The organism is Mesorhizobium sp. LMG 17147 (assembly GCF_024297145.1).
Classification (GTDB): Bacteria; Pseudomonadota; Alphaproteobacteria; order Rhizobiales; family Rhizobiaceae; genus Mesorhizobium.
In genome coordinates this window covers 17,661-42,172 of record NZ_JANCTC010000013.1, presented here as the reverse complement: position 1 = coordinate 42,172, position 24,512 = coordinate 17,661, and the positions used below count along the sequence as shown (strand labels likewise).

The following is a 24,512-nucleotide window of genomic DNA, read 5'->3' as shown; positions in this document are numbered from 1 at the left end:
GTGCCGGCGTTACTCGATGCCGATTGGAAAGCAAACGCACCTTCTTGCGTCGGCTCGGGAACGCTCGGTGTCGCGGGGGCGAACGCATGTTCGGCGAGCGTGATCATGGGATTGGCCCGTGCGGCGCGGCAGTGCTTTGGTAGATTGGGACAGCACGTGTCGTGCCAAATGAGAAAATCATTTCAGAACAATGAGTCGCTCTGACGGGATTTGTGTCTCATGTCCGACATCGTCACAGATCCGTGTGCAGACGATCGAGCGGCTGCGTCCCCAGCGCTGGACGGGGAAGCAGATCGCTGCCGAGGCGGGTGTCTCGCCGGCAATTGTCAGCCGCGTTCTACACCGGTTGGGCCTCAAGGAGCTGAGCGCCTTGGAACCCGAACCCGTTCGCCGCTATGAACGGGAGCATCGGGCAAACTCATTCATCCCCACCTCAAGAAACTTGGCCGCATCGGCTAGTCTAGGTGGGGCATCGCATCACTGGACGGCGGACAGGCACGGTCAACCGGCATCTCGGCATTGGCTGGGAGTTCGTCCACGTCTGCATTGACGGCGCCTCTCGCGTCACCTTCGTGCAGGTCATGCCGGATGAGCGCAGGGCGAGCGCCGCTGCCTCCTGGAGGCCGCCGTCGCCTATTATGCCAAGCTGGGCATCCGGGTCGAGCCCGTGATAACCGACAGTGGCTCCTGCTACCGGTCAAAGGCTTTGCGGGCAGCCTGCAAACGTCTGGGTCTACGCATTGGGGGGGTAAAACGCCGATTCCCTGCGCGAATGGACGATGAATCGCGCAAATCGGTCCAGTGAAGCTGATATAAACGAGCGACCTCCTTGGCTCAACCAACAAATTCCACCCAACCCGCCCACCATGTTCCGGATTTCGATCGCAAGCTGTAACCGAATCAGTTCTGCCGCCGGTGTCCTATTGCCCAAAAACCAGGGCCTTTGTGCGGCGCGCCCTGCCGGTATACCTCCCCGCCGGCATGGCGCCCTTTTGACGCACTCCATCAGGATCAATGGCCCGTCCGGAGATAAATGTGATCTGCATATTCGGATGCAGATTGAGCTTAGACGCGCCTTACACCATTGCAGCGCGCCACGATCGACGTGTCCAATGCTGATAGCGGCCGGCAACGCCGAAGACCGACATCTTCCCTCACATCACCAATGGCAGCACAATAATCACCGCGGTGAATTTTCTCACGTCAACTATTTCGGGGCGAGCCTCCTCGGCCGTCGATTTCGACAGCGAACTGGCATGTCACTCTGTGGAGGCGATCTGCCCGTTAAGAAAGCGTCACAACGACCGCGTTCCGGATTCATAGCGCGCCTAAGGCGGGGGATGAGCGGCCTATCCGCATCCTTATGCTCGTGCGTGCCGGAGTTCCCATCGAACACTGGATCAATGATGGCTTTGCCCAGTGCAGAATGATTTCTCCTGATTTGATGCAGGGGCGGTTATGATTTCATCCATGGAGATTCTCTGATTGAGCTGGTCAAAGATCATGGGGCGTTTCCCTGACGGCCATTGGACGAGCCCAACATGATTGGGATCATTGGCGTAGATCGCAAGTATGGCAGCGGCAGCATTTTGTAGGCTGGTCAGCCCATCGACGCCCGCGAAGTCAATCGCGTTGTCGGGCCATACACGACGCAGCCGGAAGGCGTGCAGAAAGAGGAAGAATCGAGCGCGACGATGACGAGGGACATGCCACTTGTTTTCGAGATATTCCTTGAAAGACTGTCACAGAGTATCGATGAGGCAGATTTCCGGGATGCCATGGCTGAGGCGGCCGGACGACTTGACCTAATCTCCTTTGCCTACCTCTCCTTGCCAGCACGGCCTTCTGGCAAACCGAGGCTAATTTCGAACTATCCACCCCGCTGGACCAGACAGTATCTGGAAAATCAGTATGAGAAACTCGATCCTGTGGTCTTGCGTGCTCGAAATGGCGGCTGCCCGTTTCACTGGGGATCGAATTTAGGAGGCGATAAAATGTCGCCGGCTCAACAGCAGCTATTCGATGAGGCGGCTCAATTCAGCATCTGCTGCGGTTTGACGATCCCAATTGTCGATCTCCGCGGCCGCATCGCTGCGGTTACTTTTGCCGCCGATGAGCCTCGTCCAGTATTTCTTCGGGTCGCTGAGCGGTACGAACAAGCTCTTCAGCTGATGGCGGCCTGCTTTCATCGTTGCGTTCGCCGCAAACTGCCGAGCGATCGAACAGTGGATGGGATTTCGCTGACATCCCGCGAATATGAGTGCCTGCGGTGGGCAGCGCGGGGTAATTCAGCCTGGGTGACCGGCCGCATCTTGGGCATTAAGCCACGCACGATCGCTTTTCATTTGGACAATGCCAAGAAGAAGTTAGGCGTGCGAACCCAAAATCAGGCTATAGCCCTTTTGGGGTCCGAAGGATCCTCAATTCTCTGAGAAGCTTTTTGATCCGCTTGTGCTCGGGCCATTCGATTGCGCGCTTTGTCTCGAGCGTTGACTGGATGCCGAGATCTTCTGTTCCGCCGGCTCGGTCAGGGCGATGCAGCCGTATTCTTCCAGTCCGCGCCGGTGATCTTAGTCTATCGGTGCTCGAGCGGGTGTTTCGTCGCTGACGAGCTAGTCGTGCGGTTATATAGGTTCCGATGATGGCCCGCTTGCATACCTGCCTGCCGGTAATCTCTAACCGTTGACTTAGGGCGATGGCTATCGGTTATCCGGCTTGAAAGCGAAGAGGTGCACCATTCTGCGTCGAGCGCCGGCACGATATGGAGTGCTGCTCCGGGCTATTACCCATCTAGACAGAGCGGAACCTTCTATCACGTCAGACGCTCGGACGAATTGCCAAAACCCGATTTCCTGGGAACTGAATTGTGCTCGCCACCGGGTCCATTTTGCCGGCGCGTCTGTGGTGCAGGTCCCGATCAGCCTGACCACTGGCTGCCACAGGAACTGCCTACTTGTATGACCGAGCACTGCGCATTTGTCAGCTGGCGAACAATTCCTTGTAGCCGCTCGTCACCATCCAGTTCGCACGGTCGAGATGACTACGAAGCGCCTTCCTGGCGCGCTCCGGTTCAAGTGCCGGATCAATGCCGAGGATCAGATGGGCCATTTCCTCTTCGGGCGCCTCATCGGCTGAGGCGTCCAGGAGCCTCATATAGGTGGTAAAGTGCGCCCTGTCGTAGGCGGTAAGACGGTCAGACCAAGGGACTTCGTCGAGCAGTGTTGAGCTTTGAGTCTTACCTGTTGCCGTTGATCGATTCATGTCTGCCGCGAACCTCGCATGTTGATCGCTGGATCCAAGGCAGAATATCCCAAAATGGGATAATCCGAAACGGGGATTAGTCGCTGAGCCGGTCTTTACCTGACCGGTTCACCTAAATGCCCAAATCTCTTCGATCTCCCCGCCACCAGCGGTTTCTGGCCCAGTTGATCTCACTGCGCAAGGTCAAAGGACTGACGCAGGCGCAGGTGGCTGAGAAGCTTGGTCGTCCGCAATCTTTCGTGGCGAAATATGAGGGTGGAGAGCGGCGTCTCGATATCATTGAGTTTCTCGACGTAACTGCGGCCCTCGACGCTGATCCGTGTGAGATTCTGTTGAGCCTGCGGACGTAGTGGGCGCCCGCGCCCATCACCGCGCGTGCCGGGTGCCGGTGGGTCGATCCCCGCTTTTCTTGGCTCAGGGCGTCTCGACCATTCCGCTGCGCCTCCTAGTGCGTCGTTAGACTCTCGTAATTCTCTCTGTTGTGCCTTTCCCAGCAGGTGGCGCCGCATCCTTCTAGGCCCGCCGCGGCGTCCCGCAACCCTTAGCTAGCTGTGAGCTTTCAGTAGGTTGTCCATCCGGTCCTTCGGATGCGGTGCGGCTCAGACGGCGGGCCCGTTCCTGTCATGACTCGCCGCCGCACCGCTTCCTGGGAAGCAGCCATTGGCGAGCGGAGGACAAAACGATGAGACTGCGAAGCGCTGGGCCATCCGCGCCGACTGGAAGTCCTCGCGATCATCTTCGAGCGCTTTCGCGCTGTGGTGATGCGTCGATGCATTGTGGTTACGCGACTTCGTTGCTTGAAGCGAAGCGACCGCACCGCCCATTTCGTCAACTGGCGAACAAATCCTTGTAGCCGCTCGTCACCACCCAGTTTGCACGGTCGAGATGACTGCGAAGAACGTTCCGTGCGCGCTCCGGTTCGCGTGCCGGATCAATGCCGAGGATCACATGGGCCATTTCCTCTTCAGTGGCGTTGTCGGCTGAGGCGTCCAGGAGCCTCATATAGGTTGTAAAGTGGTCCTTGTCGTAGGCTGTAATGCGGTCCGACCAGGGGACCTCGTCGGCAAACGGCGTGTTCGATTTGGGCTGTAACATCGCTAATTCTATCTCCGGCCAATGGACCCGCGAAGCCCTCTGCCTGCTAAATGTGGATTACATATTATAGTTGATAAACTCAAGCCGCCTGATCCGCTGGCTTGCGTGCATGGATATGCGCAAGTTGGTCGGACGGAATGTGCAGAGGATCAGGCAAAGGAAGCGTCTGACGCAGGAGCAGCTTGCGGAGATTTCCGGGTTCAGTCAGCAGTACATCAGCGGCTTGGAGAAAGGCCGAAGAAATCCGACAATTATCACGATCTATGAACTGGCATTGGCCCTCGGCGTCAGCCACATGGATCTGGTTCGGCCCGACAAACAGGCCTGATACACCCGCCCTCCAAGTAGCTGGCGGCCTGATGGCGCGCGCCGGGTGCTCGTGAACCCACGCTTTTCTTAGGGCCCCCCGGCAGCCCCTGCCATTTGGCTCGCCCTGGCGCGGCGCACCCTATTGGACAGTCGGCCGCTGCGGTTTTTGTCAGCCTTTCCTGGGGCGTGGGGGTTGGTCGGCAGTGCCTTTTAGGCCCGCCGCGGCCTCCCGCAACCTTCGCTCTCGCTTCAGGTCCTTCTCTTGGTTACGGTCCTTCGGATGCGGTCCGCCTCTTTCTGCGGGCCTTATCGCTTTCTGCCGCCCACCCCTCGGGGACAGGCACGCGAGACTAGTATGGAGCGTTGCGGTTAGCGCACGAACAGCAAAGGAACTGAAAAAAAAAGGCAACTGTCGCAGCATGGCTGAACCAGCCATCGTGTCGGCATCTAGGAGCCGCGTGTTCGCCTTGCGCTGACACGAAGCTCAGACGTCCGGGAGACGATGCTGGCAAATAGTCTGGCTGAAGCATTCCACCCACAATACCAAAGCCCGTCCCGATCCAAAGCGCTTCTAAGCACTCCATCTCAGGCGCAAGGCCGGTTGGCCAGTGCACCTTCTTGGTCCGCCGGAAGAGAACCCCGCCCGACAATAGCTTCATGAGGTCTTGCGCTGCAGTGTCGACCATAAAAAAGGGCGCGCGAGGCGCCCTTCATTTTAAACCGGCAGTCGGGAAGCAGACTTCACTCTGATATTCAAAAGCGGTAGGTGACACCTGCGCCTATCAGCCAGGGATCGAGCTCCGCCTTCCCCGTCAGCTTCGCGCCGGCCACCGTGACGTCGAAGTCCGGCCTCAGGAAAAGCTTCTTCACGTCGAAGTTGAGGCCCCAGTGCTGGTCCACCATGTAGTCGAATCCGACCTGCAGCGCCGTGCCGAACGTGTTCTTCACCTTGAGAGCGTCAGCGCTGCCAGTGTCCTGGTTATAGAAGATCGTGTAGTTCACGCCGGCGCCGACATAAGGCTTGAACGCGCCGAGATCGGTAAAATGGTACTGCAACGTGAGCGTCGGCGGCAGCAGCCAAACTTTGCCGATGTTGCCCAACCCACCGATCGTCCCTCGGCCCGCGATGTTGGCATAGGTGGTACCGAGTATGAGTTCGGCGGCGATGTTGTCGTTAAAGAAATACGAGATATCGAGTTCCGGCGTCACCGTGTTCGAATAGGAAAGACCGGAGCCGGGAAGCGTATCAACGTAGCCCAGATCTTTCGTAACGACGCCCAACCCCCGCAGGCGGACCTGCCAAGGGCTTGGCGCTTCGGTGACCGAGGCTCCCGTCTCCGCCAGGACGGTCTCTGCTTGCGCAGGCTCCGCGGCGACGGCCTGCTGTCCCACGATGATCAGGGCCACCGCCGCTGCTATTGCCCGCGTTACGCCCATTCGCGTTCTCGCCATGATATTCACTCCTTGATGTTCAGAAAGGATGCACTGCACTATTTCGTCTCCTGCTCGAATGAATTGTTGATGGAGCTCAAACGCTCCTCTTGCGTTGCAACGCGTTCCGCCATCTCCGGAAGGTGATCGTTGAAGCCGATTGCGCTGCGGAGAAAATTGGTGCCTAGACTGATGAATGCGGCTTGCTCCCGATTGTCCTTGCCGTAGCCGTGCCCGCCTGCGCTGGCCTCGTAGAAGTAAGCGGGATAGCCAAGAGCCTGCAGTTTTGCGGCCATCTTGCGCGCATGGCCCGGATGGACGCGGTCGTCGCGTTTCGTGGTGGCGATCAGGATAGGCGGATAGGGCTGTCCCGGCGCCGCGGCGTGATAGGCGGAGATTTCCTTCAGGAAAGCCCAATCGTGAGCCTTGTCCGGATCGCCATATTCGTCGATCCAGCTCGCGCCCGCCAAGAGCTTGGTGTAGCGACGCATGTCGATAAGCGGAACTGTGCAGAACAGAGCCCCGAAATGCTCAGGATAGCGGGTCAGCATGTTTGCGATCAGCAGGCCGCCATTTGAGCCGCCCTCAGCGGCAATCCGCCTCGGCAGGGTGATGCCCCTTCGCACGAGGTCGGCGGCAACGGCGGCGAAATCGTCATGGGCGAGACGCTTGCCCTCCCTGCGCCCGGCATCGTGCCAGCGGGTGCCGAACTCGCCGCCGCCGCGGATGTTCGCCTCCACACACGTGCCGCCGCGCTCGAGCCACAGCTTGCCCAGCGGGGAGTTGTAGTAGGGCAGGAGTGATGTGCCGAACCCGCCATAAGCGGAAAGGTGAACCGGAGCATCTCCGTTCCCGTTCGCCGGACCAACCTGCGTGTAGGGGATCAGCTCATGATCGATAGAGACTGCCTCGTGGCGCGTGACCACCAGTCCGGATGCATCGAAATTCTCCGGGCTGCGCTTCAGGATTGCTGAAGCGCTGAGAGACGGCGCGGCATTGAGATCGAATAGCAAGAGCTGCGGCGGCGTGATCGGATCCTGAGCACAGACCAGGACCTCTCCATTGGTCTCGTGAACTGCCGCATCGAATGACCAGACGTGGACAGTCCCTTCGGCGGGCAGGGTGTCCAGGACTCGGCGCGTCCATTCCTGGTGGCCGGGAGTGAACATCTCGAAACGCGGTACGAGATTGACGAGGTAAGAGATAATGAGCTTCTCGTCATTCCAGAAGAATGACTGCAGAGAGCGCCTTTCCCCTGGTTGAAACAGGGTCTCAAAACGGCGTCCGCCTGCGAGGAAAGAGGAAAGCGAGATGACGATCAGCGCGTCGGCGGGATGGGTGGTGCCTCCCACCGTCCAGGGCTTGCGCGGCCTTACCGCCAGCCAGTCGCCGAAGACCCGCCACGACGCGTCGCGAGGAAGATCGATCTGCGTCCTCGGCCCGCTCCTGTCGCCGATCCAACTGATCTTCTCGTAGAAGGCCCGTTTCTCAATGAACCAAAGGCGCTCGCTGCGGCCGGTGCGGTCCGAATGACCAGACACCTCGAGGCTCTCGAACCCGGCCTCGAAGATTACCGGCGTGGTGAGGGGATCCGCGTCACGCTTCCACAGTCGCACGGTGCGCGCATAGCCGGAGCGGGTGGCCATGCCATTACCAAGCGCACTGGAAAGCAGAAGCGTGTCAGGGTCCAGCCAACTAACGTAGCCTTTGGCCTCGGGGAGATTGAAACCGTCGGCGACAAAGCTCAGAGAGATCAGGTCGAATTCGCGATGCACGACCGCGTCGCTGCCGCCGCGCGACAGGCGCAGAACGGCTCTTTCCCGTCTCTCCGGCTCGACGGACGCGCCGTCCCAGATCCAATCCTCTCCGTCGCTAGCCGCGAGAGCATCTAGATCGAGCAGTAGCTCCCATTGGGGATCCGCCTTCAGGTAGGCGGCAAGGGTGGTCCGGCGCCACAGTCCGCGTGGATTTCCGGCATCTCGCCAATAATTGTAGAGGTACTGACCACGGCGCGCGATCAGGGGAAGGTTGTCGCGATTGTCGAAAATGGCTGTCAGAGCCGCCCGGTCGCGCTCGAACTGCGTTCCACCGAAGTGCTTCAGGGTCTTTGCCGACTGGCCGGCGGCCCAGGCAAGTGCCCGCTCGCCCTCTACATCTTCAAGCCAGAGATAGGGATCGTCGTCGGGAGCATCCAGCGTTGGACGGACATCAAATGCGTTCATGTCCGGACAGCCTTCAGAAAGAAGGGATAGAGGCTTCCGTCGGCTCGGGAACGCTCAGTGTTGGTAGCGGCGCCCACATGTTCGAAAAGCGTGATCATTGATGAGTTCTTCCAGTCGGTGCGGCATCGCAGGGCTTTTGCGCATAGGATCGCAACCGTCGTGCCAACTGGGAAAATCGTTTCGGAACAATGCGATCGCTCTGGAAGCGTTGTGTCACATGTCCGACATCGTCGAGAATCCGACAACGAGTGCTCCTCCTAATCACCGGATCAACCTCCGGCGCCAGTCGGTGACACCGTGCAGAACTCGAGCAGTGAAGCTCATTGGTGAACTTGGTTGACGCCCAACATCTTCGCTCTGGAGCGCTTCACGCACACGGATTCATGGCAGACACCATGAGGCGATCGATGCGGTTAACGACCAAGCTGGCTGCGCCTGTGGGTTTCAGCCGCCAGCTGGAAGCAGCGGAGTTCTGAGGAGATGCGACGAGCGCCCCCAAAGCTCGCGAAGCGCATTGAAATACGTGAGCACTGTCAGATACGGATCGGCGGGATCGTCCCCTTCTTGCGTCGGGCTGGAAGTCGGTGCCTGCGCGCCTGCCAGCAGGGTCTGCATGCTCCGAAGAAAGAGGAGTTTAGGCCCGCGATCCTGACTCGCCACACCGACGTAGAGGCGGGCTGGCTCTCGTGTCGATGGCACAGTCCTGGCGAAGAAGCTGTCGGTACGGTGGATGCCGGGTGGCGGAAATACGGCCGTCTCCGAACGATCGAACAAGGCTGCGATCTGTTTCTCCGCCCTTCGGACGGTCGCGGTCGAAGCGACGATTTTGGACGAATGAGTCCATGAAGACCCGGCCGCGACGACAGCAGGTCGATCGCTGTTTCGTAGAGTGCGGCCACCGTTCCAAGCGGGCCAGAGATCAGGTGCAGTTCGTCCTGGATGACAAGATCCGGCGGATCGAGCCGATGCCCGTTTCCGAAGGGGCGACCTTCGCCTGGCTCATACGCGCCGAAGAACCCCTTGTCCGGATCATACCGGTCTACGTGTCCAAAGAATGCGCCGCTCTTGCCAATCCATGGAAGGGAGGCAAATTTGTCCACCGTGGCGATGAGAAATGCGGGAAGACGGCGGTAAATTGGCTCGTCCACCACGAGCACCGGCAGGTGTCGATCCCGCGTGAAGTCGCATTCGGCGTTCTCGCATTTGAGCACTAGATTCTGCGGAGCCGTCCTGTTGGGCGTGAAGTGGAAGCTCTCTGGCTTGAAGGGCTCACCACACCACGGACATGCCTTCAGTGGCACCGGGGATTTCGTCTTAGGGCTGCTCTGGTACCGCTTCAGCCAGGTCGTCGCGGCGTCCTTGTCGGAAGAATTTCGCGGCTGGATTGTTCGGTGAGGCTGCGCCGCCTACCCAGAGTCCAATCTCGATCGGCCATTCGCCAAGCGTCTTCCGGCCATTGTCATCATGGGTCCGCAGGAATTCGAGCGCGCAGACGAGACCAGCGGCGTGAGCAGGCGTAACGTGTAGCGCATGATGACGCTGATGCCCGCACCCAGCACGCCAGATCCGCGGAGCCGCCTCAGCACAATCGCATAGGCGGCAAGTCCAAGATACGCTCTTGCCGCCGCCGGTCGGAAAAAAAAGCAGGTCGACGATCTCGCGCTCACCACTGTTTCGGTCGGTCACGCCAACGAGATTGAGGAGGACGAAGGCTAGCTGGAACGGCCGCCATGTTGGCGGGTCTACATCGCCCGGCAGCTTCTTCTGGATCACTGCCTCGCGCCGGCGGTTGGCCATCGCCATCGCCGTATTCATCAGGCCGAATGCTTCACGCGCCACCGTATCACGCTTAAGGAGATCTATCCCATCGCGAATCCTGCTGCCGGCGGTGTCAACATTTTCCAGAAGCGCCTGGCCCGTCTTTAGCCGTCTCGGCGCAAGCCCTGTCATCATTCCTTCCTGACCCCGCCGCCACTCGGCGTAAAGTTCAGGCAGTGAATCCAAGGCTGCACTGACCGCTTCGGCTCCGGAAACGGCAGCCCGAGCGAGAGCCTCCATGCCGAACTCGACGCCATCGCTCCTTGCCGGGACGACACGCTCCACCTCCTGCTGCGGAAGGAAATCGGTCCAAACACGCGTCACGGGGAGCGGATCGTTCGTCGCGTCACGCCGTTCTTGCCAGCCTGCAGATGTGTTGCGACCAACGGCATATTCGCGGACATCGCGATAATGGAGATCGCCCAGCCTAAGTTCGAAATCATCGGACTGGTAGGTGGACAGGTCGCTGCGCGGATAAAATCCATCCGCACATTCGAGCTCGATCCGGGTCTGGAACGCGTAGGCCACGTCCTTGTACGGAGCCTTTGTGCTCCGTCGACGGTTTACCAAGAAGACGGTGATGACGCGCAGACGCTCTTCAGCCCCTTCCGGAGTCTTTTGACGGAGCACACGGTGTGAACGGCGACTTCGATGCCGCCGCCCGGCCTGTGAGGCGCAGCGCTTTCCGGCAGCGGGATCCCGGACTGGTTCCGAGTGACGTCGAGGACGATCGCGGCTTCGCCGGAAACCCGAACCCAACGGAGGTTCTCGGGCTTTTCTGGCTTTGGCTTGCCCTTTCCCGACACTTCGGGAATGAGGAGCGCATCGGGCAATGGGGGCTTCCGTCTTATAGTTCCCCCATGTTGCGCGCAGCGTGACTTGACTCACCGTTTCCGGAAGAACCACCGTCAACCCTATCGACGACGGAAGAAACCTGTCCCGCGGTGGTTGGTCAGTCGAATCCTTCTCATCGACCTCCTCCTCGACAGCGGAGTCCAGCGTCTCACTGGCGAGAAGGTCGTCGGCGGTTTCTTCGATGGTTTCCTCGCCGTCAGGTATCAGGCGCAACACCGTCGTAGGCGGGAACGATAAAGCCCCCGACGTACCAGCGTGGCTTCTTGGTCAGGACTTCGCGTGCGAGATCCTGATCAAGGTCAGGATTCGGGCCGACTAGGTCGGATATATCGCGATTTGGACCAGCGAAGCCCCAGTGAGGATCGTGGCTGGCCGTTGATCGGAAACGAATCGGAGGCACCTTCAGGTAACGCACGATGAAGTTCACCATTTCCCTTTCTGATGCAGCTCGTCACACTATTACGCTTGCCACACTGGAAGCCTATGTTCTCGGAGATGGTCGTCCGCGCCGAACAAAGCTGGAAACGCTGGGGTATCTTTGGGGCTTCAGTCGCGAGGACTCGAAAGGAACGACCCATTTCCATGTCGATCTTATGAGTCTCAGCATTTCAGCCAAGCGATCACGGAACAGCGTGAAGCCCAACGATCAGGCTGTCCGCCTGAAGAGCGAACTGATGGTTCGATGGGCACCACACTTGACGCTCATCGGTGATTTCCACAGTCATCCCTATGAAAATCTTGCCGAGGTACGGGACAGTAGTGGATTCGAGTTTTCGGATGCTGACGAAGCATCATTTCTAGACGACGACTTCCTGTGGGAGCGGGCTAACGACCAGCCAATCATGCTGGCAATGACAATCTGCAAGCTGGCGCGGGTCCATGAAAAGCATGCCGCTGAGACCATACGCTCGAACATTGCGCGTTTCGACGTGGGTGAATTTCGGTTCTGGTTGAATGCTGCTGTTGGATTCCTAGACGCCTCCGGGTCCAGACGCTGCACTGGGAATCGTCCTTCAAACGTGGAACTCAAAATTGATTCTCGCTTCTACAATTACTCGAGAGACAGGCTCGTCGTTGCTAACCGTGCATTGATTTCCTCGCCTTCTCCCATGGGAGCTTAAGTTTCGTGCGGAAAAACGATTATCAAGAACTCGCCGACGTAAGTCCGGAAATTGGCACGTACAGGCAGGCCTTACGGTTGGAATGATAATGACACCTAGAGCTCATCTTATGACTTGCGAGTCGGTTTCCGATGTAACTACGCGAAATATCAATCGTCACAGCTATGTCCCTGTGGTTCATGACGGTGGTTTCGGGGGACTATTCTTTGCAGAACGCTTCTTCGACGCGACACCGCCGAGTGGAAAAATCTCTGAGCGTGTTTCCGCTCCAGAAGAGACGTTGGTTGGAGCCGACGCAAGCATTCTAGACTTCATCCGAGACGCCGACCAAAGGCCGTGTCGGCTAGGGCCGTCCTCGTCAAGGCAAATTTGATGCAAGAAGGGATCGCCCATCCGGGTGTGCGGAGAGCGTGATTGCATTTTGGTTGTGCTATATCGCCTGCTTTCCTGCCGTATGAGGTTCTGCCCGGGTTCATGCTTCGGTCCGTGGTCGGCGCGGCGGCCGCCAACATGATGCTTGTCCAATATGGTTCCGATGCGCCCATCTCATTGGCGTGCTCGCCCGGCGGGGCGGCATCAGTCCAGACCGCGGCGTCATCGGGACCACGTCCCGGGTCGGGGACCTCGCAGGTCTGCGCTCAGGCAGACATCAACACGGAGATTAGCTCATGCATGGATCGGCTCTGGCGCTCCTTCCCAGCGGAAGTTTCCTCCGTCCAGCCACATCCGATGCAGGATCACACCGATCCGACGCGCCAAGGCCACCATGGCCCGCTTGGTGCCGCGCCGTTTCGCGACCCGCGAGGCCCATGTCCGCAACCACGACCCACGGCCCCGGTTCATCATGACGGTTGCGGCCTGGCATAAGGCGCGGCGTAAATGGGCGTCACCGGCTTTGGTGATACCGCCTGTCACGTCGCGCTCGCCGGACTGCTGCCGTGAAGGGGTGAGGCCGACCCACGGGCCGACTTTCTTCGACGACGAGAACCGAGCCGGATCATCCACGGCCGACTTGAAGGTCAATGCGACCACCGCGCCAACGGCCGGCATGGTCATCAGCAAGCGGCAGGTCGGGTCGTCCTGTGCTAGGCTGCGCACATGCCGCTCCAGTCGCGCCAGTTCATGGCGGAGGGTGGCACGGGCGCGAAGCATCGGCTCGGTGCCGCCACCAGCGTAGTGTTGCTGGCAACCAGTTCCTGAATGCGAGCATCAAACCGTCCTTTGGAGATTGCGCCGACTTTCAAGCCGAAGTTCCGCAATAACCCGCGCAAGGACATTTCCAGAGCGATCACGCCCTGCTGGATGGATTTGCGCGCCCCGAGGAGTGCGCGGATCTCCTGGGCAGACACCGACTTGCAATGGACTGGCCGGAACCAGCCCAAATGTAGCAGCCGGGCAATACCTTCAGCATCGCGCCGGTCTGTCTTGATCGGCATGGTTTTCAGAGCACCCTTCACTTGCCGGGTTTCCATCAGAACCACTTCCAGGCCGGCTTCGGTCAGCCCACGGTGCAGCCATTGCGACAACGGCCCGGCTTCCATCCCGATCATCGCAATTTCGCCCTGTTGCTCCAGCGCGAATTGCGTCAGCGCCGCGGGATCGCTGCCGACCTCAGCCTCCTTCACGATCTTGCCGTGCTCGCTGACAATGCAGACCGCAGTCTTGGCGAGTGAGACATCCAACCCAATGAACAGTTTCATCCCGTAATCCTCCTGTCAGAATCAGATACGGGAGCGTCGGCGGCAACCGGTCAGCATGCAATCGGTAACGGGCAGCGCACGACGCAGGCCCCGTTACAGCATCTCATTGATCCAGAAGATGAACGCTGCAGCGAAGGCGATTGCTGACAAGAATGTGTGCGCGCATCGGTCGTATCGAGTGTGGATGCGTCGCCAGTCCTTGGTCGGTCTGCCGGGGCACCGAGTATAATGGAGATAATCTTCTTTTGTATCTAGGTCGATGATGATATCCGTCATGCCTGCCAAAATGAGTCGGCGCTGGGCACAGCGTGACGACCCTATTCTGGCGGGCCGAGGCGGCTGCCGCAGCACCTAGCAGCGAGAAAACACACGCAAGGAGAACTCCATTGCCTTCTTCAGAGACCAGAGCGCAGACACTCGGCCCTAGCATGATTTGGCGGAACTGGGTGAGCAATCAGGTTTGTCGGGTGAAGCATTTCGAAATGCCAAGTTCGGACGATGACGTCTGCAGAACGATCAAGACAGCAGCTTCAACCAATCTGCGCGTCCGCGTAGTGGGTACGGGTCACTCTTATACGCCGATTGTCCCCACGGACGGAGTTCTAATCTCCGCGGAGCGTCTAACAGGGATCGAAAATATCGACCCAACCAACGGCAGCGTAACCCTCCGCGGCGGAACGCGGATTTGTGACGTTGGCCCTGAACTGCGTTCTGCTGGTTGGGCATTGCCCAACCAGGGCGATATCGATCTGCAGACGATGAGCGGGGCCGTATCGACGGGTACGCATGGCAGCGGCGATAGTTTGCAATGCTTAGCGGGCCCGATAATTGGAATGCGGATAGCGATGGGCGATGGATCCATCGCCAATTTCGATGCTTCGCAAGACATCGATGTCCTCAACGCTGCGAAAGTTTGTCTCGGAATGCTTGGCGTGGTGCTTTCCGTCACGATGAAGCTTGTTCCTGCTTTTGATCTTCATGACAAAATATGGCGTGAGGATTTTGAAGAATGCATGAATCATTTGGATCAGCTATGTCAGGAAAACCGGAGCCTCCGCGTGTTCTGGTGCCCGACCGAACACTCGGCATCGTTATACAGCCTGCCCGACACGTCTGGCATTGGTCGTACGCGCAGTAAAGCTGATGTCTGCGAAATCAGAACGCTGAACGTCACAACTCAGCCGTCAGCAGCTGTCGAAGCACAGGCCGGCGAGAGAATAGGGCCCAGCTATCGGATATTTCCGGGTTCAATTCCGATGCCGAACCATAACGAATGCGAATACTCGGTGCCCTACGAGGACGGTCCGGCGGTATTGCGTGAAATACGCAAGCTGATCCAGACGAAGCATCCGTCGCAGATATTCCCGGTTGAGTATAGAACCGTGGCGGCTGACGATATTTGGTTGAGTCCATACTTTGAGCGGAAGACCGCAATGATATCGGTGTCCGGCGCAGCAGGAGAGGACTACTGGGATTTCATCCGCGATTGCGAGACAATCTTTTCCTGGGTAAAAGGTCGTCCGCACTGGGGCAAACTTCACAGCCTGGGCCGGTCCGAGATCGAAGCCTTGTACCCAAGATACGGGGATTTTATTTCTCAAAGGGCTCGCTTCGACCCGGACGGTCGCTTCCTGAACGACTACCTGCGCGAACGTTTCGGCTAAAAGCTTTTATCTATGGTGGCTTCTGCGGTTCGCTGCATAGCCGCCTGGAACTTGCTGCCATCTTTAGCGATCATGTTGGCGAGGATGTCGATGATCAAATATTGTCCAGCGACCCTGGAGAATGCTCCTCGCGTGATGGGCGTGTCTGTTGAGGATGCTCCCAGTACAGCGTCCGCGTTGGCAGCGATCGGACTGCGTATATGACAGGTGATTGCGATGGTAAATGCGCCAGCCGCCTTGGCCGCCATAAGTGAGTTGATTGTATCCTTGCTCGAGCCAGATTCCGAAATTGCCAGTGCGACTTGCTTCGGCCCGAGATTCACTGCACTCATGACGGCGAGATGTGGGTCGTCCAGCACGCGCGACACCAGTCCGAATCGAACAAACAAGTAATGCGCGTATCGGGCCACATTCGCAGAGCCGCCGAACCCGTACAGATCTATGCTTTTTGCTCGTATGATCTGTTTTGCCGCCAATTCGAGAGCGGCGTGGTTCAACAGGTCTTTTGTCTGCTTGAGCGCGGTGATGGCCGTCGACAGCGTGTCGTCGATGACGTCACCAGACGGGCTGGCGTGTCTGATTGTCTGGTGAGTGGAGAGTTCGATCCCCAATGCCAGTTTGAAACGCTGGAAGCTCGAAAATTTGATGTCTCTACAGAACCTCAAGACGCTCGCTTCGCTCGATCCGGATCCGTCAGCAACCTCCGTGATAGTTTGGTTCACGACCTTCGCGGGATCGTTAAGGACGTACTCACTGATGCGAAGGAGCGCCGGACTGAGGCTGGGCTGAGACGAACGCAAGCGCGCCAAGATCTTTTCCTGCATTTACGATTCCCTTGATGTCGCCGAGCTCCAGCTCCCTAGGCTTGATTGACACGGGCAGTGAAAGCAATAGGAAGTTTTCAGCAGATTGCCAAGCCGTGAACATTGTTTTCGTTAGAGCGCCCAGCCGCCTGCCAGCCTTTTTGCACGGCATTTGACCATCATCGCCGCGCGGGGAGAGAGTTGCCAATGATGAAAAAAACCATCTTTCGCAGACGAAAAAAAAGTGATATTCCTTCAGCGAGAGACTGGGACCGCGGCCGCTGGGCGCGAATGCGAACAGAGATGACGAGATGGGTTCTATATCGATTGGTGTCGACATCGGAGGCACCAAAACGCATTTGAGAAGCTGCCTGGAACAGGGCATGGGCCGCGACTTGGTGGTGAGGACCAGTGAATGGCGTTGTGGAGCCTATGACCACGATATTCCTGGACTAATCGCGCTAATCAGCGGATTTGCGGATGGCGCCACTCCCAACGGCATCGCGATTGGCTCTCATGGATGTGATGATGAGGCCGAGTGTGCCATCCTGCAAAAACCCCTTTCCAATCATTTTGCCTGCCCGTTGAGGGTCGTCAACGATGCAGAGCTATTTCCCCTAGCCATGGGGCTTTCCAGCGGAATTGGTGTCGTCGCGGGAACTGGCTCAATCGCCGTTGCTCGGGACCAGAAAGGCAGGATGCATGTCGCAGGCGGTTGGGGCTGGGCAATCGGAGACGAAGGGAGCGCTCCCGGTTTAGTACGTGAGGCTGGTCGAGCAGTGCGACGGCACATTGACCTCGGAGGGGCAAGGTCAGAGCCGCTTGTCGAAGCGCTTTGTGAGGCATTTGGACTGAATAGCCCCACGAACATCGGCACCGCTATCGCGAAGCAAGGCGGTGCCTCGGCTCTGGGGCGACACGCACCCGTTATCTTCTACGCAGCCAATGAAGGCTCGTCGTTGGCTAAGCGCGTTATTGACGAGGGCGCAGCGGCCCTGACCCAATTAGTTCACCACCTGAAGTTGGCGGGCGTGTCCGACAAAGACGTGGTGGTAGGCGGAGGGGTCATCCTCGCCCAGCCACTTTTAGCCAATGCGTTCTCCCATCAAATTTCCGATCGTTTCGGGGCGACAGTGGCGGTCACCTTCCTCGACAAGCCGCCGGTCTTAGGCGCCTGCGTCTTGGCGCGGCAACTTTGCAGTGCCGGGGATGGCCCAGAGACCTCAATTGTCTCTCAACATATGGATATCCAATGATTTACAGGTCAACGATCGCCCGTCAACCCAATCAGTTTCGCCATACCTTGGAAGTGGTCGGAACGCAGCTTCGCGACCTTGATCTCGCGCCATTTGAAAAGGGGACTGTCGTCGTTACAGGAATAGGCGCGAGTTACGAGGCAGCGGGGGTAGTGGCCGGTGAGCTGCAACGCCGCGGCAGACGAGCAAATACTTGGCGCGCAGTCGATCTCATGGAGCCGGGGGACCCTGGCGACGCGATCATAGTCTTTTCTGTCGGAGGAAGAAGCATCGAGCCAATCGCTGCACTCACCATCCACAGCACGTTACCATCCCTCGCGATTACAAGCGGAGGCAACGACCCGCTGTCACGCACCGCTTCGGCAGCACTTCGCTTCGAGTCCGGTCCGGATTCACTGCCGTCGAGCACCGGCTACACAGGCTCGCTGCTGGCAGGCGGGCTGCTGATAGATGCGCTCTGCGGTGAAGACAGCTTCAATTGGAACGACATTCCTCTGATAGCAAGCGACGTCTTGGAAACCTCTGCGAAAAAGATGGCACGCATTGGAGAAATGTTTCATGACCAGCGGGCGATCGATTGCGTTGGCGCGATATCGGCTTTGGGTACGGCGGGCGAGGCTTGTTTGCTCATTCGCGAGGCTGCGAGGGTGCCCACCGGCGTCGCAGACACGCTGCACTACTTGCACGGCCCGATGGAATCGATGGATCAGGCAACCGGGATTTTGATATTTGGTGACGGCCGCGAAGTGCGATTGGCGCAGGAATTGGCTGAAATCGGCTGTGCAGTTCTTCTGGTAACCGCAAGCGAGTCGCCTCAGGACGCCAAAAACCTAGCAGTTGTGAAGGTGCCATCTTTGCAGAACCGTGTGGGACGATCAATCGTGGACATCCTGCCCGCTCAGCTGCTAGCCGCAGAACTGTCCGACGCGGCCGGACTTACTGATGCCCAATTTCGTTATAGCCAAAATGACACAAAGGTGACCGTGAATGAATCGGAGCCCCGGGTCTGAGCACGCGCGTCACGAGATGACACGTTCCGGGCATCCTTCTTGGCCCTGATCAAGACAGCAATGGCGAGCCAGTGGCAGTGATCCCGCTGTCTCGAGGCCGTTGACGGGCAAGAATGCGTCGTGCTTCGCCTGCCGATTTCCATGCTACGCAGCATTCTGTTTCCAAAGGCGTATGAAACTTGGAAAGGTAACCCTACAATAAAACTATACACCGTGGAATTGTCTCGGCACTTCATCACGTCGACGGCCGCGAATAGCTCACCACGGGGAACACTGCATCGTGACGCCCTCTGCTTACTGAAGCTCGCTTTAGCATTGCTGACAGCAGCTTGGGGACCCATTCAGGGCGAGAATAAATAACTCCAGGACTAACGGACGATGGCATCTTCCCGGCCTAAAGTGTCTTCGGCGCTCATTACACCCGCGATCGGGTTCCTATGTCTCGCGACGCTCGTCCCGATTGCAGCTGTCGTTGCCCTCTCGTTCGGGGACTTCAACATAGCCTTCCCGGAAAAGACGCGCTTTATCGGGCTTTACAACTACGCGCGGTTCTTGTCCGACGGTCGGTTCATCAACGCCGCGCTGGTTACGTTCATTTTGGTCGTCGTCCCCGTCGTCCTCCAATTACTGTGTGGATTAGCGTTGGCAATAGCGCTTAAGGAAAAGCTCGTTGGCACACGGTGGATGCGAGCAGCTTTCCTGCTTCCGTCCGTAGTTCCGCCAGCGGTAGGCGGAATTGTGTGGAAGCTGTTCCTCATTCCTGGTGTCGGCGGCTTGTCTTATCTCGCAAGCTTGTTCGGTCACAATTTCGAAGCTGACTTACTTGGAAGCAAAACGTCAGCGCTGATCTCGGTGATCATCGTATCGATTTGGTTTGGCGTTCCCATCGTTGCTTTGCTGCTTCTCTCGTCTTTGGACTCGATCCCAGACGAGATTTATGAGGCGGCAAACCTCGACGGAGCAAGTTGGGCCCAGGCGCAATGGCATATTTCCATACCGCTTGTCATACCTGCGATGGGAGCCGTCGCCGTGTTTCAAGCTTTAGAGGTCCTTGGGATTTTCCCCGTGATCTTCGTGTTGACAGGTGGCGGGCCGGCTGGGGCGACTGAACCCCTAAACTTCTACGCTTTTCTGACCGCATTTACATATCTCGATCTAGATTATTCCGCCGCAATTCTCGTGGCATTCACAACAACGATCGTCGGCGTGTGTTTTTGGTCTATTCGCCAAATCTCGGCCACTCGCGTTGGGAGGTGAGCCCATGCGTCGGGACCTCGGACGTCGCATCTACGGATACCTTGTCTCCGCTGCCTTTGCGCTATTCCTGTTCTCGCCGATATTGTGGACCCTATCGACATCTCTCAAGCAGCCGACCGAGATGTTTCAATGGCCGCCCGTGATCGTGGGGGAGCCATCCGCTCAGCACTATACCGCGATAATCGCTGACAAGGACTTCTCTTCCGCGCTCATCAATTCAATTGTGGTCTCATGCAGCACCATCATATTGACCATGGCGCTTTCGATCCCGGCAGCCTTTGGCATCTCTCATTTGCGGAAAACTGCGATGCGAAGGCTATTGACGCTGGTGTTGGCACTCCGGGCGGCGCCAGCGATGATCTACATCATCCCCTACTTTCTCTTTTTTCGCCAAGTACACCTCGTCGACACGAAGATTGCGCTGATCATCGTCAACACAATGTTCGCGGTTCCGCTTGCGATATGGTATTTGTCGGCGTTTTTTGACCAAGTGCCGCGTGAAATTGAAGAAGCCGCGATGATAGACGGCGCGTCAACGCTGCAGACGATGACGCTCATCTCGATACCCATCGCCAAATCTGGTATCATGGCAACAGCAATACTGATATTTATTGGTTCGTGGAATGAGTTTCTTTTCGCGCTGACACTGACACGCGATGACGCGAAAACTGCCGCCGTCGCAATACTGAATTTCATCCCATTTGAGGGGACCGATTGGGGCAAGGCGGCAGCCGCATGCGTGCTTATGCTGGTCCCGATCGTGGTGTTCGTGCCGTTCGTAAAAAAATACGTCGCCGGCCCAACAACGACCGGTTCCGTGAAAGGGTGAAACGCTAGCTCAAGGAGAAAAGCAATGAGATGTCTTGGAATTCTTGCTGTTGCATTAGGTGTTGCCGTCGGCGGCGGAGCGTCGGCTCAGCAGCGCTATGACGGCGTGAAAATAAAGGTCCTATCGACAAACTCGGCATACGATTTGGAGCTCAAAAAATTCGCGCACGAATTCACAGAGAAGACTGGCGCTGAAGTGCAGTTTGATCTCTTCGGTTATGCGCCGACCGTTCAAAAAGTGTCGGTCGAGCTCCTAACGCGTTCAGATAGTTACGACGTGGTATACTTAGGGAGCGAGGAGTTCGGGCGATACGCATCTGGCGATATCCTGGAGCCGCTCGATAATTACATAGACATGAAGAGTGCGGACGTACAGGATTTCATCGCTCCCGTGCTGCGCCTCTACAATAAGGACGGCAAACAGCTGGCATTTCCGCATTTCGCGGCGACACAGCTCCTGTATTATCGTGCCGACTTGTTCGAGAAAGCCGGAATCAAACAGCCACCGCAAACGTGGGAAGAGTTCCGTAATGATTGTGATCTGCTGAGAAAGGCAGACATTCAGTGCACGGCGCTACGGGGTCAACCGGATACTGGCGAGAATATATGGTTTTGGGGCCAGGTTCTTTATGGTTTTGGCGGTAAATATTTTGCGAACGAACCAGCGGATCTGACGCCCACGGTAAATTCGCCCGCTGCGGTGGAGGCGCTGAAATGGTACACGGATGTGATGACCAATTTCACTGTGCCTGGGAGCATCTCAGCAACCTTCGATGATGTTGTCATCGCGATGCAGCAGGGCCGCATTGCTATGACTGTCGAAGGCGCTCCCACCGCAGGTCGCATTCTCGATCCCAAGCTGTCGAAGGTCGTCGGCAAGCTTGGGTTTGCTTTGCCCCCTGGCGGCGTAAGTGGGAGGTTCCCGCCCTTTGCGGGACAGGCGTATGTCATTCCAGCTGCATCAGAAAACAAGGCAGCTGCAGCGGCCTTCCTTCAATGGGCGACGAGTAAAGATCTCATGAAGCGGATTTCGCTCGACAGCACCTTTGTCGCCATCACCAGGACATCGCTGTGGGACGATCCGGAAATCCGTGCGAAACATGACTATGATTATGGCCATGGATCGTTTGCGGCAACGTATGCAGAAACGCTTCGCGGGGCGCCCGAGTGGTATTATCCTCGCATTCCAGAATTCAAGGAGATCGGCGATCGCCTTGGCCGTGCCCTGCAAGAAGCGGTTGTCAGGAGCAAGAGCCCAGAGGCTGCCTTGGACGATGCTCAAGGTGATGCGGTCGAAATCGTGAAGCGCGCTGGATACCTGAAATAGCCGTTACACGTCGCCACCGGCGCGGTTTTGCGCGCCGGTGCGCGCGCGAACTGAACCTTCATAGCGCGTGGGATGAGAGTTGAGGAACTTTAGTATAGTCTGGATTTGCAGCGATCAGCAGCGTTGGGACACCTTGCAGTGCCTAGGGTTCAAAGGCACGCAGACTCCCAATATTGACCGCCTGGCGGCGAGGGGCACGGCATTCGCCCGTGCGTATTGTCAGAGCCCTATCTGCACGCCGAGCCGAACGAGCTTTCTGACAGGCTTGTATCCGATCGCACACCAAGTGCATCAGAACGGCGCCGGCACATTTCCTTCGCATCTCGTTTTGCTCCCAAAACTGATGGCGAACGCCGGATACTATACAGGGCACATAGGAAAGCTGCACCTGTCTGCCACACGTGGCATGATAGAAAAGCGCCCCGATGATGGATTTGCCGAGTTCTACTGGAGCCCTGAGCCATTTCCGGAGTGGTCAGGCAACCACGACTATCATGCGTGGATGTGGTCAAAAGGGATCAATCCCGAAGCCTACTTCAAACCCTATCTTGACCAACACTATGGTCCGGGACCAGCCGCAGAATATCGGCAGGCGCGTTGGGCAGGCGATCGGGCTGAGCGCTTCATCAAGATGCATTCTGATCGTAGTTGGTATTTAGGCGTTAACATCGACGCGCCTCATCCGCCCCTCAATCCCCCGCCAGACTACCTCAGCCGGTTCAATCCAAATGATATGCCTGATCCTGCGTTCAAGCCGATTGATCTCGAGCACCAGAAGAAATTTGAACGAGTCGATCAGCAAGCGAAATTCGCGGTGGATCCTTGGCACGCAGCAACAGACGCGGGTGAGGCGCACAACGACGAATTGGCAGGACCTACGCATGAAGCGCCACCAACGAAGTTCAATATTTGGGAGATGAGAGCGGCCTATCACGCCGAGGTGGCACAGGTGGACGATCTGGTCGGCCGGATACTAGACACTTTGACGGAAACCGGCCAGCTGGATCGCACGATCATCGTCTTCATGAGCGATCATGGTGATATGATGGGCGACCACGGCCTGCTCTACAAAGGCTGCCGGTTCTATGAGGGTGTGGTGCATGTCCCACTTGTGATTTCCGTGCCTGGCAGCCCAGCCCAAGGATCCGTGTCGAATGCACTTGTCGAGCTGGTCGATATTGCGCCCACATTGCTCTCGTTATCGGAGCTTGAGGTCCCAAAGGCCATGCAGGGGCTGTCACTCGACCAGATGCTGCTTGGGAACACTTCACTGGATTGCCATAAGCCATACGTTGTCAGTGAGTATCACAACTCCCTCAGGTTCCGCGGCAGCCGAGGGTCTCGCGCATCGATGTACTATGATGGACGTCACAAACTAAATGTATATCACGATGTTGAAATAGGAGAGCTGTTCGATCATAAAGAGGACCCCAATGAGCATTATGACCTATGGGATAGCCACCATCACAGGGGGTTGAAATACGACCTATTAGGCCGCAGCTTTTCCGCAATGATGCTTAGAAGTGGATCCGGCCCGGAGAGAATTGAGGACTATTGACCTTGGCGGACCGACGCCAGGACGGTCACGAGCGAGGCATTGTTCTCGCGACCTTGGGGCCGCCCTCGGTCGATTGTCCAGAAATTGTTCGATAATTTATGGTATCTCGCTGCTCTTTCCTTCATTCATAAGGGGTGAGGATTGTGGAAATGAGCGTCAACTCACCTGCAATGAAAGCGGCATCGCACGAGAGCATCTTGGCTCGCCTGCAGGACGACATCGATGGATTGCCCAATGCGCTCGCTCGCATTGCCAAATACATTCTGGAAAACCCGGAAAAGGTGCTGCACCAATCGGTCGCGGAGCTAGGTGAATTCGCGGCCAGTGGTGAAGCGAGCATATTGCGGCTTTGCCGGCAGATAGGCTTTTCCGGCTTCCGCGACTTCAAGCTGGCATTAGCGGCCGAGATTGGCCGCCCGGGACTGCCTCCTACTGCTGCTGGAACTGCGGATAGCGCTCTGCAATCCTTGCACGACACCATGGCGCAAAACCTCAGCATCGCACACAACAATGCCGATTCCGAAACTCTCGCGAAGGTCGCCGCCGCGCTTGCGGCAAGCAGACGGATCGACCTCTACGGCGCCGGAATGTCCGGTATAACGGCAGAACTGCTTGCCTATCGGCTTTTGCGTGTCGGGCTAACGGCCTTTGCGTTCAGGAATTCCAACATGGCTCACGAAGTCGCCAGCGGGCTTAGTCCCGGATGCGTTGCGATCGGCCTTTCGATCTCCGGCCTCACGGTTGACACCGTCCAGTTCCTCAAGGGCGCCCGTTCTGCGGGGGCACTGACCGTCGCCATCACCAACCGCGCCCGCAGCCCGCTCGAGAAAGCGGCTGACTTCACCCTGCAGGCCTCCGGCCTTCAAGACCACCCGATCGGCGGCACCCTAACATCGACGATCGGCAAGATCTTTGTGATCGAAAGCCTCATGCTGGCGCTCGGAAAGGCGATGGATAAACCGGTTGCCAAATGAAATTAAACTCCATATTGTCACGA

General features: G+C 57.6%; 22 protein-coding genes and 2 pseudogenes. 14 read left to right on the top strand and 10 right to left on the bottom strand.

Going from position 1 to position 24,512, the window contains the following annotated elements:
• Positions 1-262: 262 nt before the first annotated feature.
• Positions 263-736: pseudogene (locus NMG46_RS21440) on the top strand (DDE-type integrase/transposase/recombinase); the annotation flags it as partial.
• Between the two features lie 958 nt (positions 737-1,694).
• Positions 1,695-2,432, top strand: a complete 738-nt coding sequence (locus NMG46_RS21435; protein ID WP_254819548.1) for a LuxR family transcriptional regulator — start codon at positions 1,695-1,697, stop codon at positions 2,430-2,432.
• 547 nt (positions 2,433-2,979) lie between these two features.
• Here the strand turns inward: NMG46_RS21435 and NMG46_RS21430 are convergent.
• The gene (locus tag NMG46_RS21430) at positions 2,980-3,261 is read right to left on the bottom strand and encodes a DUF2285 domain-containing protein (protein WP_051695304.1); all 282 of its coding nucleotides are present in this window, start codon (positions 3,259-3,261) and stop codon (positions 2,980-2,982) included.
• 116 nt (positions 3,262-3,377) lie between these two features.
• Here NMG46_RS21430 and NMG46_RS21425 point away from each other — a divergent pair, with 116 nt between their 5' ends.
• A complete protein-coding gene (locus NMG46_RS21425; protein ID WP_029354710.1) occupies positions 3,378-3,611 on the top strand; it encodes a helix-turn-helix domain-containing protein in 234 nt (77 codons plus the stop codon).
• A gap of 478 nt (positions 3,612-4,089) precedes the next feature.
• Here the strand turns inward: NMG46_RS21425 and NMG46_RS21420 are convergent, their stop codons facing one another.
• Entirely contained in the window at positions 4,090-4,356 is a 267-nt protein-coding gene (locus NMG46_RS21420; RefSeq protein WP_029354712.1) for a DUF2285 domain-containing protein, read from the bottom strand.
• A gap of 109 nt (positions 4,357-4,465) precedes the next feature.
• Between NMG46_RS21420 and NMG46_RS21415 the strand changes: the two genes are divergently transcribed.
• Positions 4,466-4,684 carry a helix-turn-helix transcriptional regulator gene (locus tag NMG46_RS21415; RefSeq protein ID WP_029354714.1) on the top strand — a complete coding sequence of 73 codons (219 nt, stop codon included), beginning with the start codon at positions 4,466-4,468 and terminating at the stop codon, positions 4,682-4,684.
• 734 nt (positions 4,685-5,418) lie between these two features.
• Here the strand turns inward: NMG46_RS21415 and NMG46_RS21410 are convergent.
• The 3 genes from NMG46_RS21410 to NMG46_RS21400 form a co-directional block, all read right to left on the bottom strand.
• Positions 5,419-6,117: an OmpW family protein gene (locus tag NMG46_RS21410; protein WP_254819600.1), complete on the bottom strand. Its 699-nt coding sequence runs from the start codon at positions 6,115-6,117 to the stop codon at positions 5,419-5,421.
• Between the two features lie 38 nt (positions 6,118-6,155).
• A complete protein-coding gene (locus NMG46_RS21405) occupies positions 6,156-8,318 on the bottom strand; it encodes a prolyl oligopeptidase family protein (protein ID WP_254819547.1) in 2,163 nt (720 codons plus the stop codon).
• Between the two features lie 444 nt (positions 8,319-8,762).
• Complete coding sequence (locus NMG46_RS21400) at positions 8,763-8,933, bottom strand: hypothetical protein (RefSeq protein ID WP_254819546.1); 171 nt, start codon at positions 8,931-8,933, stop codon at positions 8,763-8,765.
• Between the two features lie 227 nt (positions 8,934-9,160).
• On the opposite strand from NMG46_RS21400, the gene NMG46_RS21395 reads away from it, so the two are divergent.
• Positions 9,161-9,532, top strand: coding sequence for a hypothetical protein (locus NMG46_RS21395; RefSeq protein ID WP_127313405.1), 372 nt, complete (start codon positions 9,161-9,163; stop codon positions 9,530-9,532).
• 100 nt (positions 9,533-9,632) lie between these two features.
• On the opposite strand, the gene NMG46_RS21390 is transcribed toward NMG46_RS21395, so the two are convergent.
• Both NMG46_RS21390 and NMG46_RS21385 read right to left on the bottom strand, forming a co-directional pair.
• A complete protein-coding gene (locus tag NMG46_RS21390) occupies positions 9,633-10,664 on the bottom strand; it encodes a hypothetical protein (RefSeq protein ID WP_254819545.1) in 1,032 nt (343 codons plus the stop codon).
• A 523-nt stretch (positions 10,665-11,187) separates the two neighbouring features.
• Positions 11,188-11,421: a hypothetical protein gene (locus NMG46_RS21385; RefSeq protein WP_254819544.1), complete on the bottom strand. Its 234-nt coding sequence runs from the start codon at positions 11,419-11,421 to the stop codon at positions 11,188-11,190.
• On the opposite strand from NMG46_RS21385, the gene NMG46_RS21380 reads away from it, so the two are divergent.
• Positions 11,408-12,112 carry a hypothetical protein gene (locus tag NMG46_RS21380; RefSeq protein WP_127313408.1) on the top strand — a complete coding sequence of 235 codons (705 nt, stop codon included), beginning with the start codon at positions 11,408-11,410 and terminating at the stop codon, positions 12,110-12,112. The genes NMG46_RS21385 and NMG46_RS21380 overlap by 14 nt on opposite strands.
• A gap of 666 nt (positions 12,113-12,778) precedes the next feature.
• Here NMG46_RS21380 and NMG46_RS21375 read toward each other — a convergent pair.
• Positions 12,779-13,812: pseudogene (locus NMG46_RS21375) on the bottom strand (IS110 family transposase).
• 446 nt (positions 13,813-14,258) lie between these two features.
• Between NMG46_RS21375 and NMG46_RS21370 the strand changes: the two are divergent.
• A complete protein-coding gene (locus tag NMG46_RS21370) occupies positions 14,259-15,476 on the top strand; it encodes a D-arabinono-1,4-lactone oxidase (RefSeq protein ID WP_254819543.1) in 1,218 nt (405 codons plus the stop codon).
• On the opposite strand, the gene NMG46_RS21365 is transcribed toward NMG46_RS21370, so the two are convergent.
• The gene (locus NMG46_RS21365) at positions 15,473-16,300 is read right to left on the bottom strand and encodes a MurR/RpiR family transcriptional regulator (protein WP_029354755.1); all 828 of its coding nucleotides are present in this window, start codon (positions 16,298-16,300) and stop codon (positions 15,473-15,475) included. The two genes, NMG46_RS21370 and NMG46_RS21365, sit on opposite strands and share 4 nt — an antisense overlap.
• Positions 16,227-16,619: a hypothetical protein gene (locus NMG46_RS21360; protein ID WP_254819542.1), complete on the bottom strand. Its 393-nt coding sequence runs from the start codon at positions 16,617-16,619 to the stop codon at positions 16,227-16,229. Before NMG46_RS21360 ends, NMG46_RS21365 begins: the two co-directional genes overlap by 74 nt.
• Positions 16,620-16,662: 43 nt before the next feature.
• On the opposite strand from NMG46_RS21360, the gene NMG46_RS21355 reads away from it, so the two are divergent.
• From NMG46_RS21355 to NMG46_RS21325, 7 genes are all read left to right on the top strand, one after another.
• Positions 16,663-17,535 (top strand): N-acetylglucosamine kinase, encoded by an 873-nt coding sequence (locus tag NMG46_RS21355; RefSeq protein ID WP_254819541.1) that lies wholly within the window; start codon positions 16,663-16,665, stop codon positions 17,533-17,535.
• Positions 17,532-18,545, top strand: a complete 1,014-nt coding sequence (locus NMG46_RS21350; protein WP_254819540.1) for an SIS domain-containing protein — start codon at positions 17,532-17,534, stop codon at positions 18,543-18,545. Before NMG46_RS21355 ends, NMG46_RS21350 begins: the two co-directional genes overlap by 4 nt.
• Before the next feature lie 378 nt (positions 18,546-18,923).
• Positions 18,924-19,802, top strand: a complete 879-nt coding sequence (locus NMG46_RS21345) for a carbohydrate ABC transporter permease (protein WP_128240987.1) — start codon at positions 18,924-18,926, stop codon at positions 19,800-19,802.
• Positions 19,803-19,806: 4 nt separating this feature from the next.
• Positions 19,807-20,631 (top strand): carbohydrate ABC transporter permease, encoded by an 825-nt coding sequence (locus NMG46_RS21340; protein ID WP_189375176.1) that lies wholly within the window; start codon positions 19,807-19,809, stop codon positions 20,629-20,631.
• Between the two features lie 24 nt (positions 20,632-20,655).
• Positions 20,656-21,957: a sugar ABC transporter substrate-binding protein gene (locus tag NMG46_RS21335; protein ID WP_029354766.1), complete on the top strand. Its 1,302-nt coding sequence runs from the start codon at positions 20,656-20,658 to the stop codon at positions 21,955-21,957.
• A gap of 79 nt (positions 21,958-22,036) precedes the next feature.
• Positions 22,037-23,515, top strand: a complete 1,479-nt coding sequence (locus NMG46_RS21330) for a sulfatase (protein ID WP_292469482.1) — start codon at positions 22,037-22,039, stop codon at positions 23,513-23,515.
• 149 nt (positions 23,516-23,664) lie between these two features.
• Positions 23,665-24,489 (top strand): MurR/RpiR family transcriptional regulator, encoded by an 825-nt coding sequence (locus NMG46_RS21325; protein WP_254819598.1) that lies wholly within the window; start codon positions 23,665-23,667, stop codon positions 24,487-24,489.
• Positions 24,490-24,512: the final 23 nt, after the last annotated feature.

Bases quoted from the DNA above. Each gene is read 5' to 3' on its own strand.
- NMG46_RS21435 (WP_254819548.1), top strand. From the start codon at position 1,695: ATGACGAGGGACATGCCACTTGTTTTCGAGATATTCCTTGAAAGACTG.
- NMG46_RS21430 (WP_051695304.1), bottom strand. From the start codon at position 3,261: ATGAATCGATCAACGGCAACAGGTAAGACTCAAAGCTCAACACTGCTC.
- NMG46_RS21425 (WP_029354710.1), top strand. From the start codon at position 3,378: ATGCCCAAATCTCTTCGATCTCCCCGCCACCAGCGGTTTCTGGCCCAG.
- NMG46_RS21420 (WP_029354712.1), bottom strand. From the start codon at position 4,356: ATGTTACAGCCCAAATCGAACACGCCGTTTGCCGACGAGGTCCCCTGG.
- NMG46_RS21415 (WP_029354714.1), top strand. From the start codon at position 4,466: ATGGATATGCGCAAGTTGGTCGGACGGAATGTGCAGAGGATCAGGCAA.
- NMG46_RS21410 (WP_254819600.1), bottom strand. From the start codon at position 6,117: ATGGCGAGAACGCGAATGGGCGTAACGCGGGCAATAGCAGCGGCGGTG.
- NMG46_RS21405 (WP_254819547.1), bottom strand. From the start codon at position 8,318: ATGAACGCATTTGATGTCCGTCCAACGCTGGATGCTCCCGACGACGAT.
- NMG46_RS21400 (WP_254819546.1), bottom strand. From the start codon at position 8,933: ATGCAGACCCTGCTGGCAGGCGCGCAGGCACCGACTTCCAGCCCGACG.
- NMG46_RS21395 (WP_127313405.1), top strand. From the start codon at position 9,161: ATGAAGACCCGGCCGCGACGACAGCAGGTCGATCGCTGTTTCGTAGAG.
- NMG46_RS21380 (WP_127313408.1), top strand. From the start codon at position 11,408: ATGAAGTTCACCATTTCCCTTTCTGATGCAGCTCGTCACACTATTACG.
- NMG46_RS21385 (WP_254819544.1), bottom strand. From the start codon at position 11,421: ATGGTGAACTTCATCGTGCGTTACCTGAAGGTGCCTCCGATTCGTTTC.
- NMG46_RS21365 (WP_029354755.1), bottom strand. From the start codon at position 16,300: ATGCAGGAAAAGATCTTGGCGCGCTTGCGTTCGTCTCAGCCCAGCCTC.
- NMG46_RS21360 (WP_254819542.1), bottom strand. From the start codon at position 16,619: ATGTCGACACCAATCGATATAGAACCCATCTCGTCATCTCTGTTCGCA.
- NMG46_RS21355 (WP_254819541.1), top strand. From the start codon at position 16,663: ATGGGCCGCGACTTGGTGGTGAGGACCAGTGAATGGCGTTGTGGAGCC.
- NMG46_RS21350 (WP_254819540.1), top strand. From the start codon at position 17,532: ATGATTTACAGGTCAACGATCGCCCGTCAACCCAATCAGTTTCGCCAT.
- NMG46_RS21345 (WP_128240987.1), top strand. From the start codon at position 18,924: ATGGCATCTTCCCGGCCTAAAGTGTCTTCGGCGCTCATTACACCCGCG.
- NMG46_RS21340 (WP_189375176.1), top strand. From the start codon at position 19,807: ATGCGTCGGGACCTCGGACGTCGCATCTACGGATACCTTGTCTCCGCT.
- NMG46_RS21335 (WP_029354766.1), top strand. From the start codon at position 20,656: ATGAGATGTCTTGGAATTCTTGCTGTTGCATTAGGTGTTGCCGTCGGC.
- NMG46_RS21325 (WP_254819598.1), top strand. From the start codon at position 23,665: ATGAGCGTCAACTCACCTGCAATGAAAGCGGCATCGCACGAGAGCATC.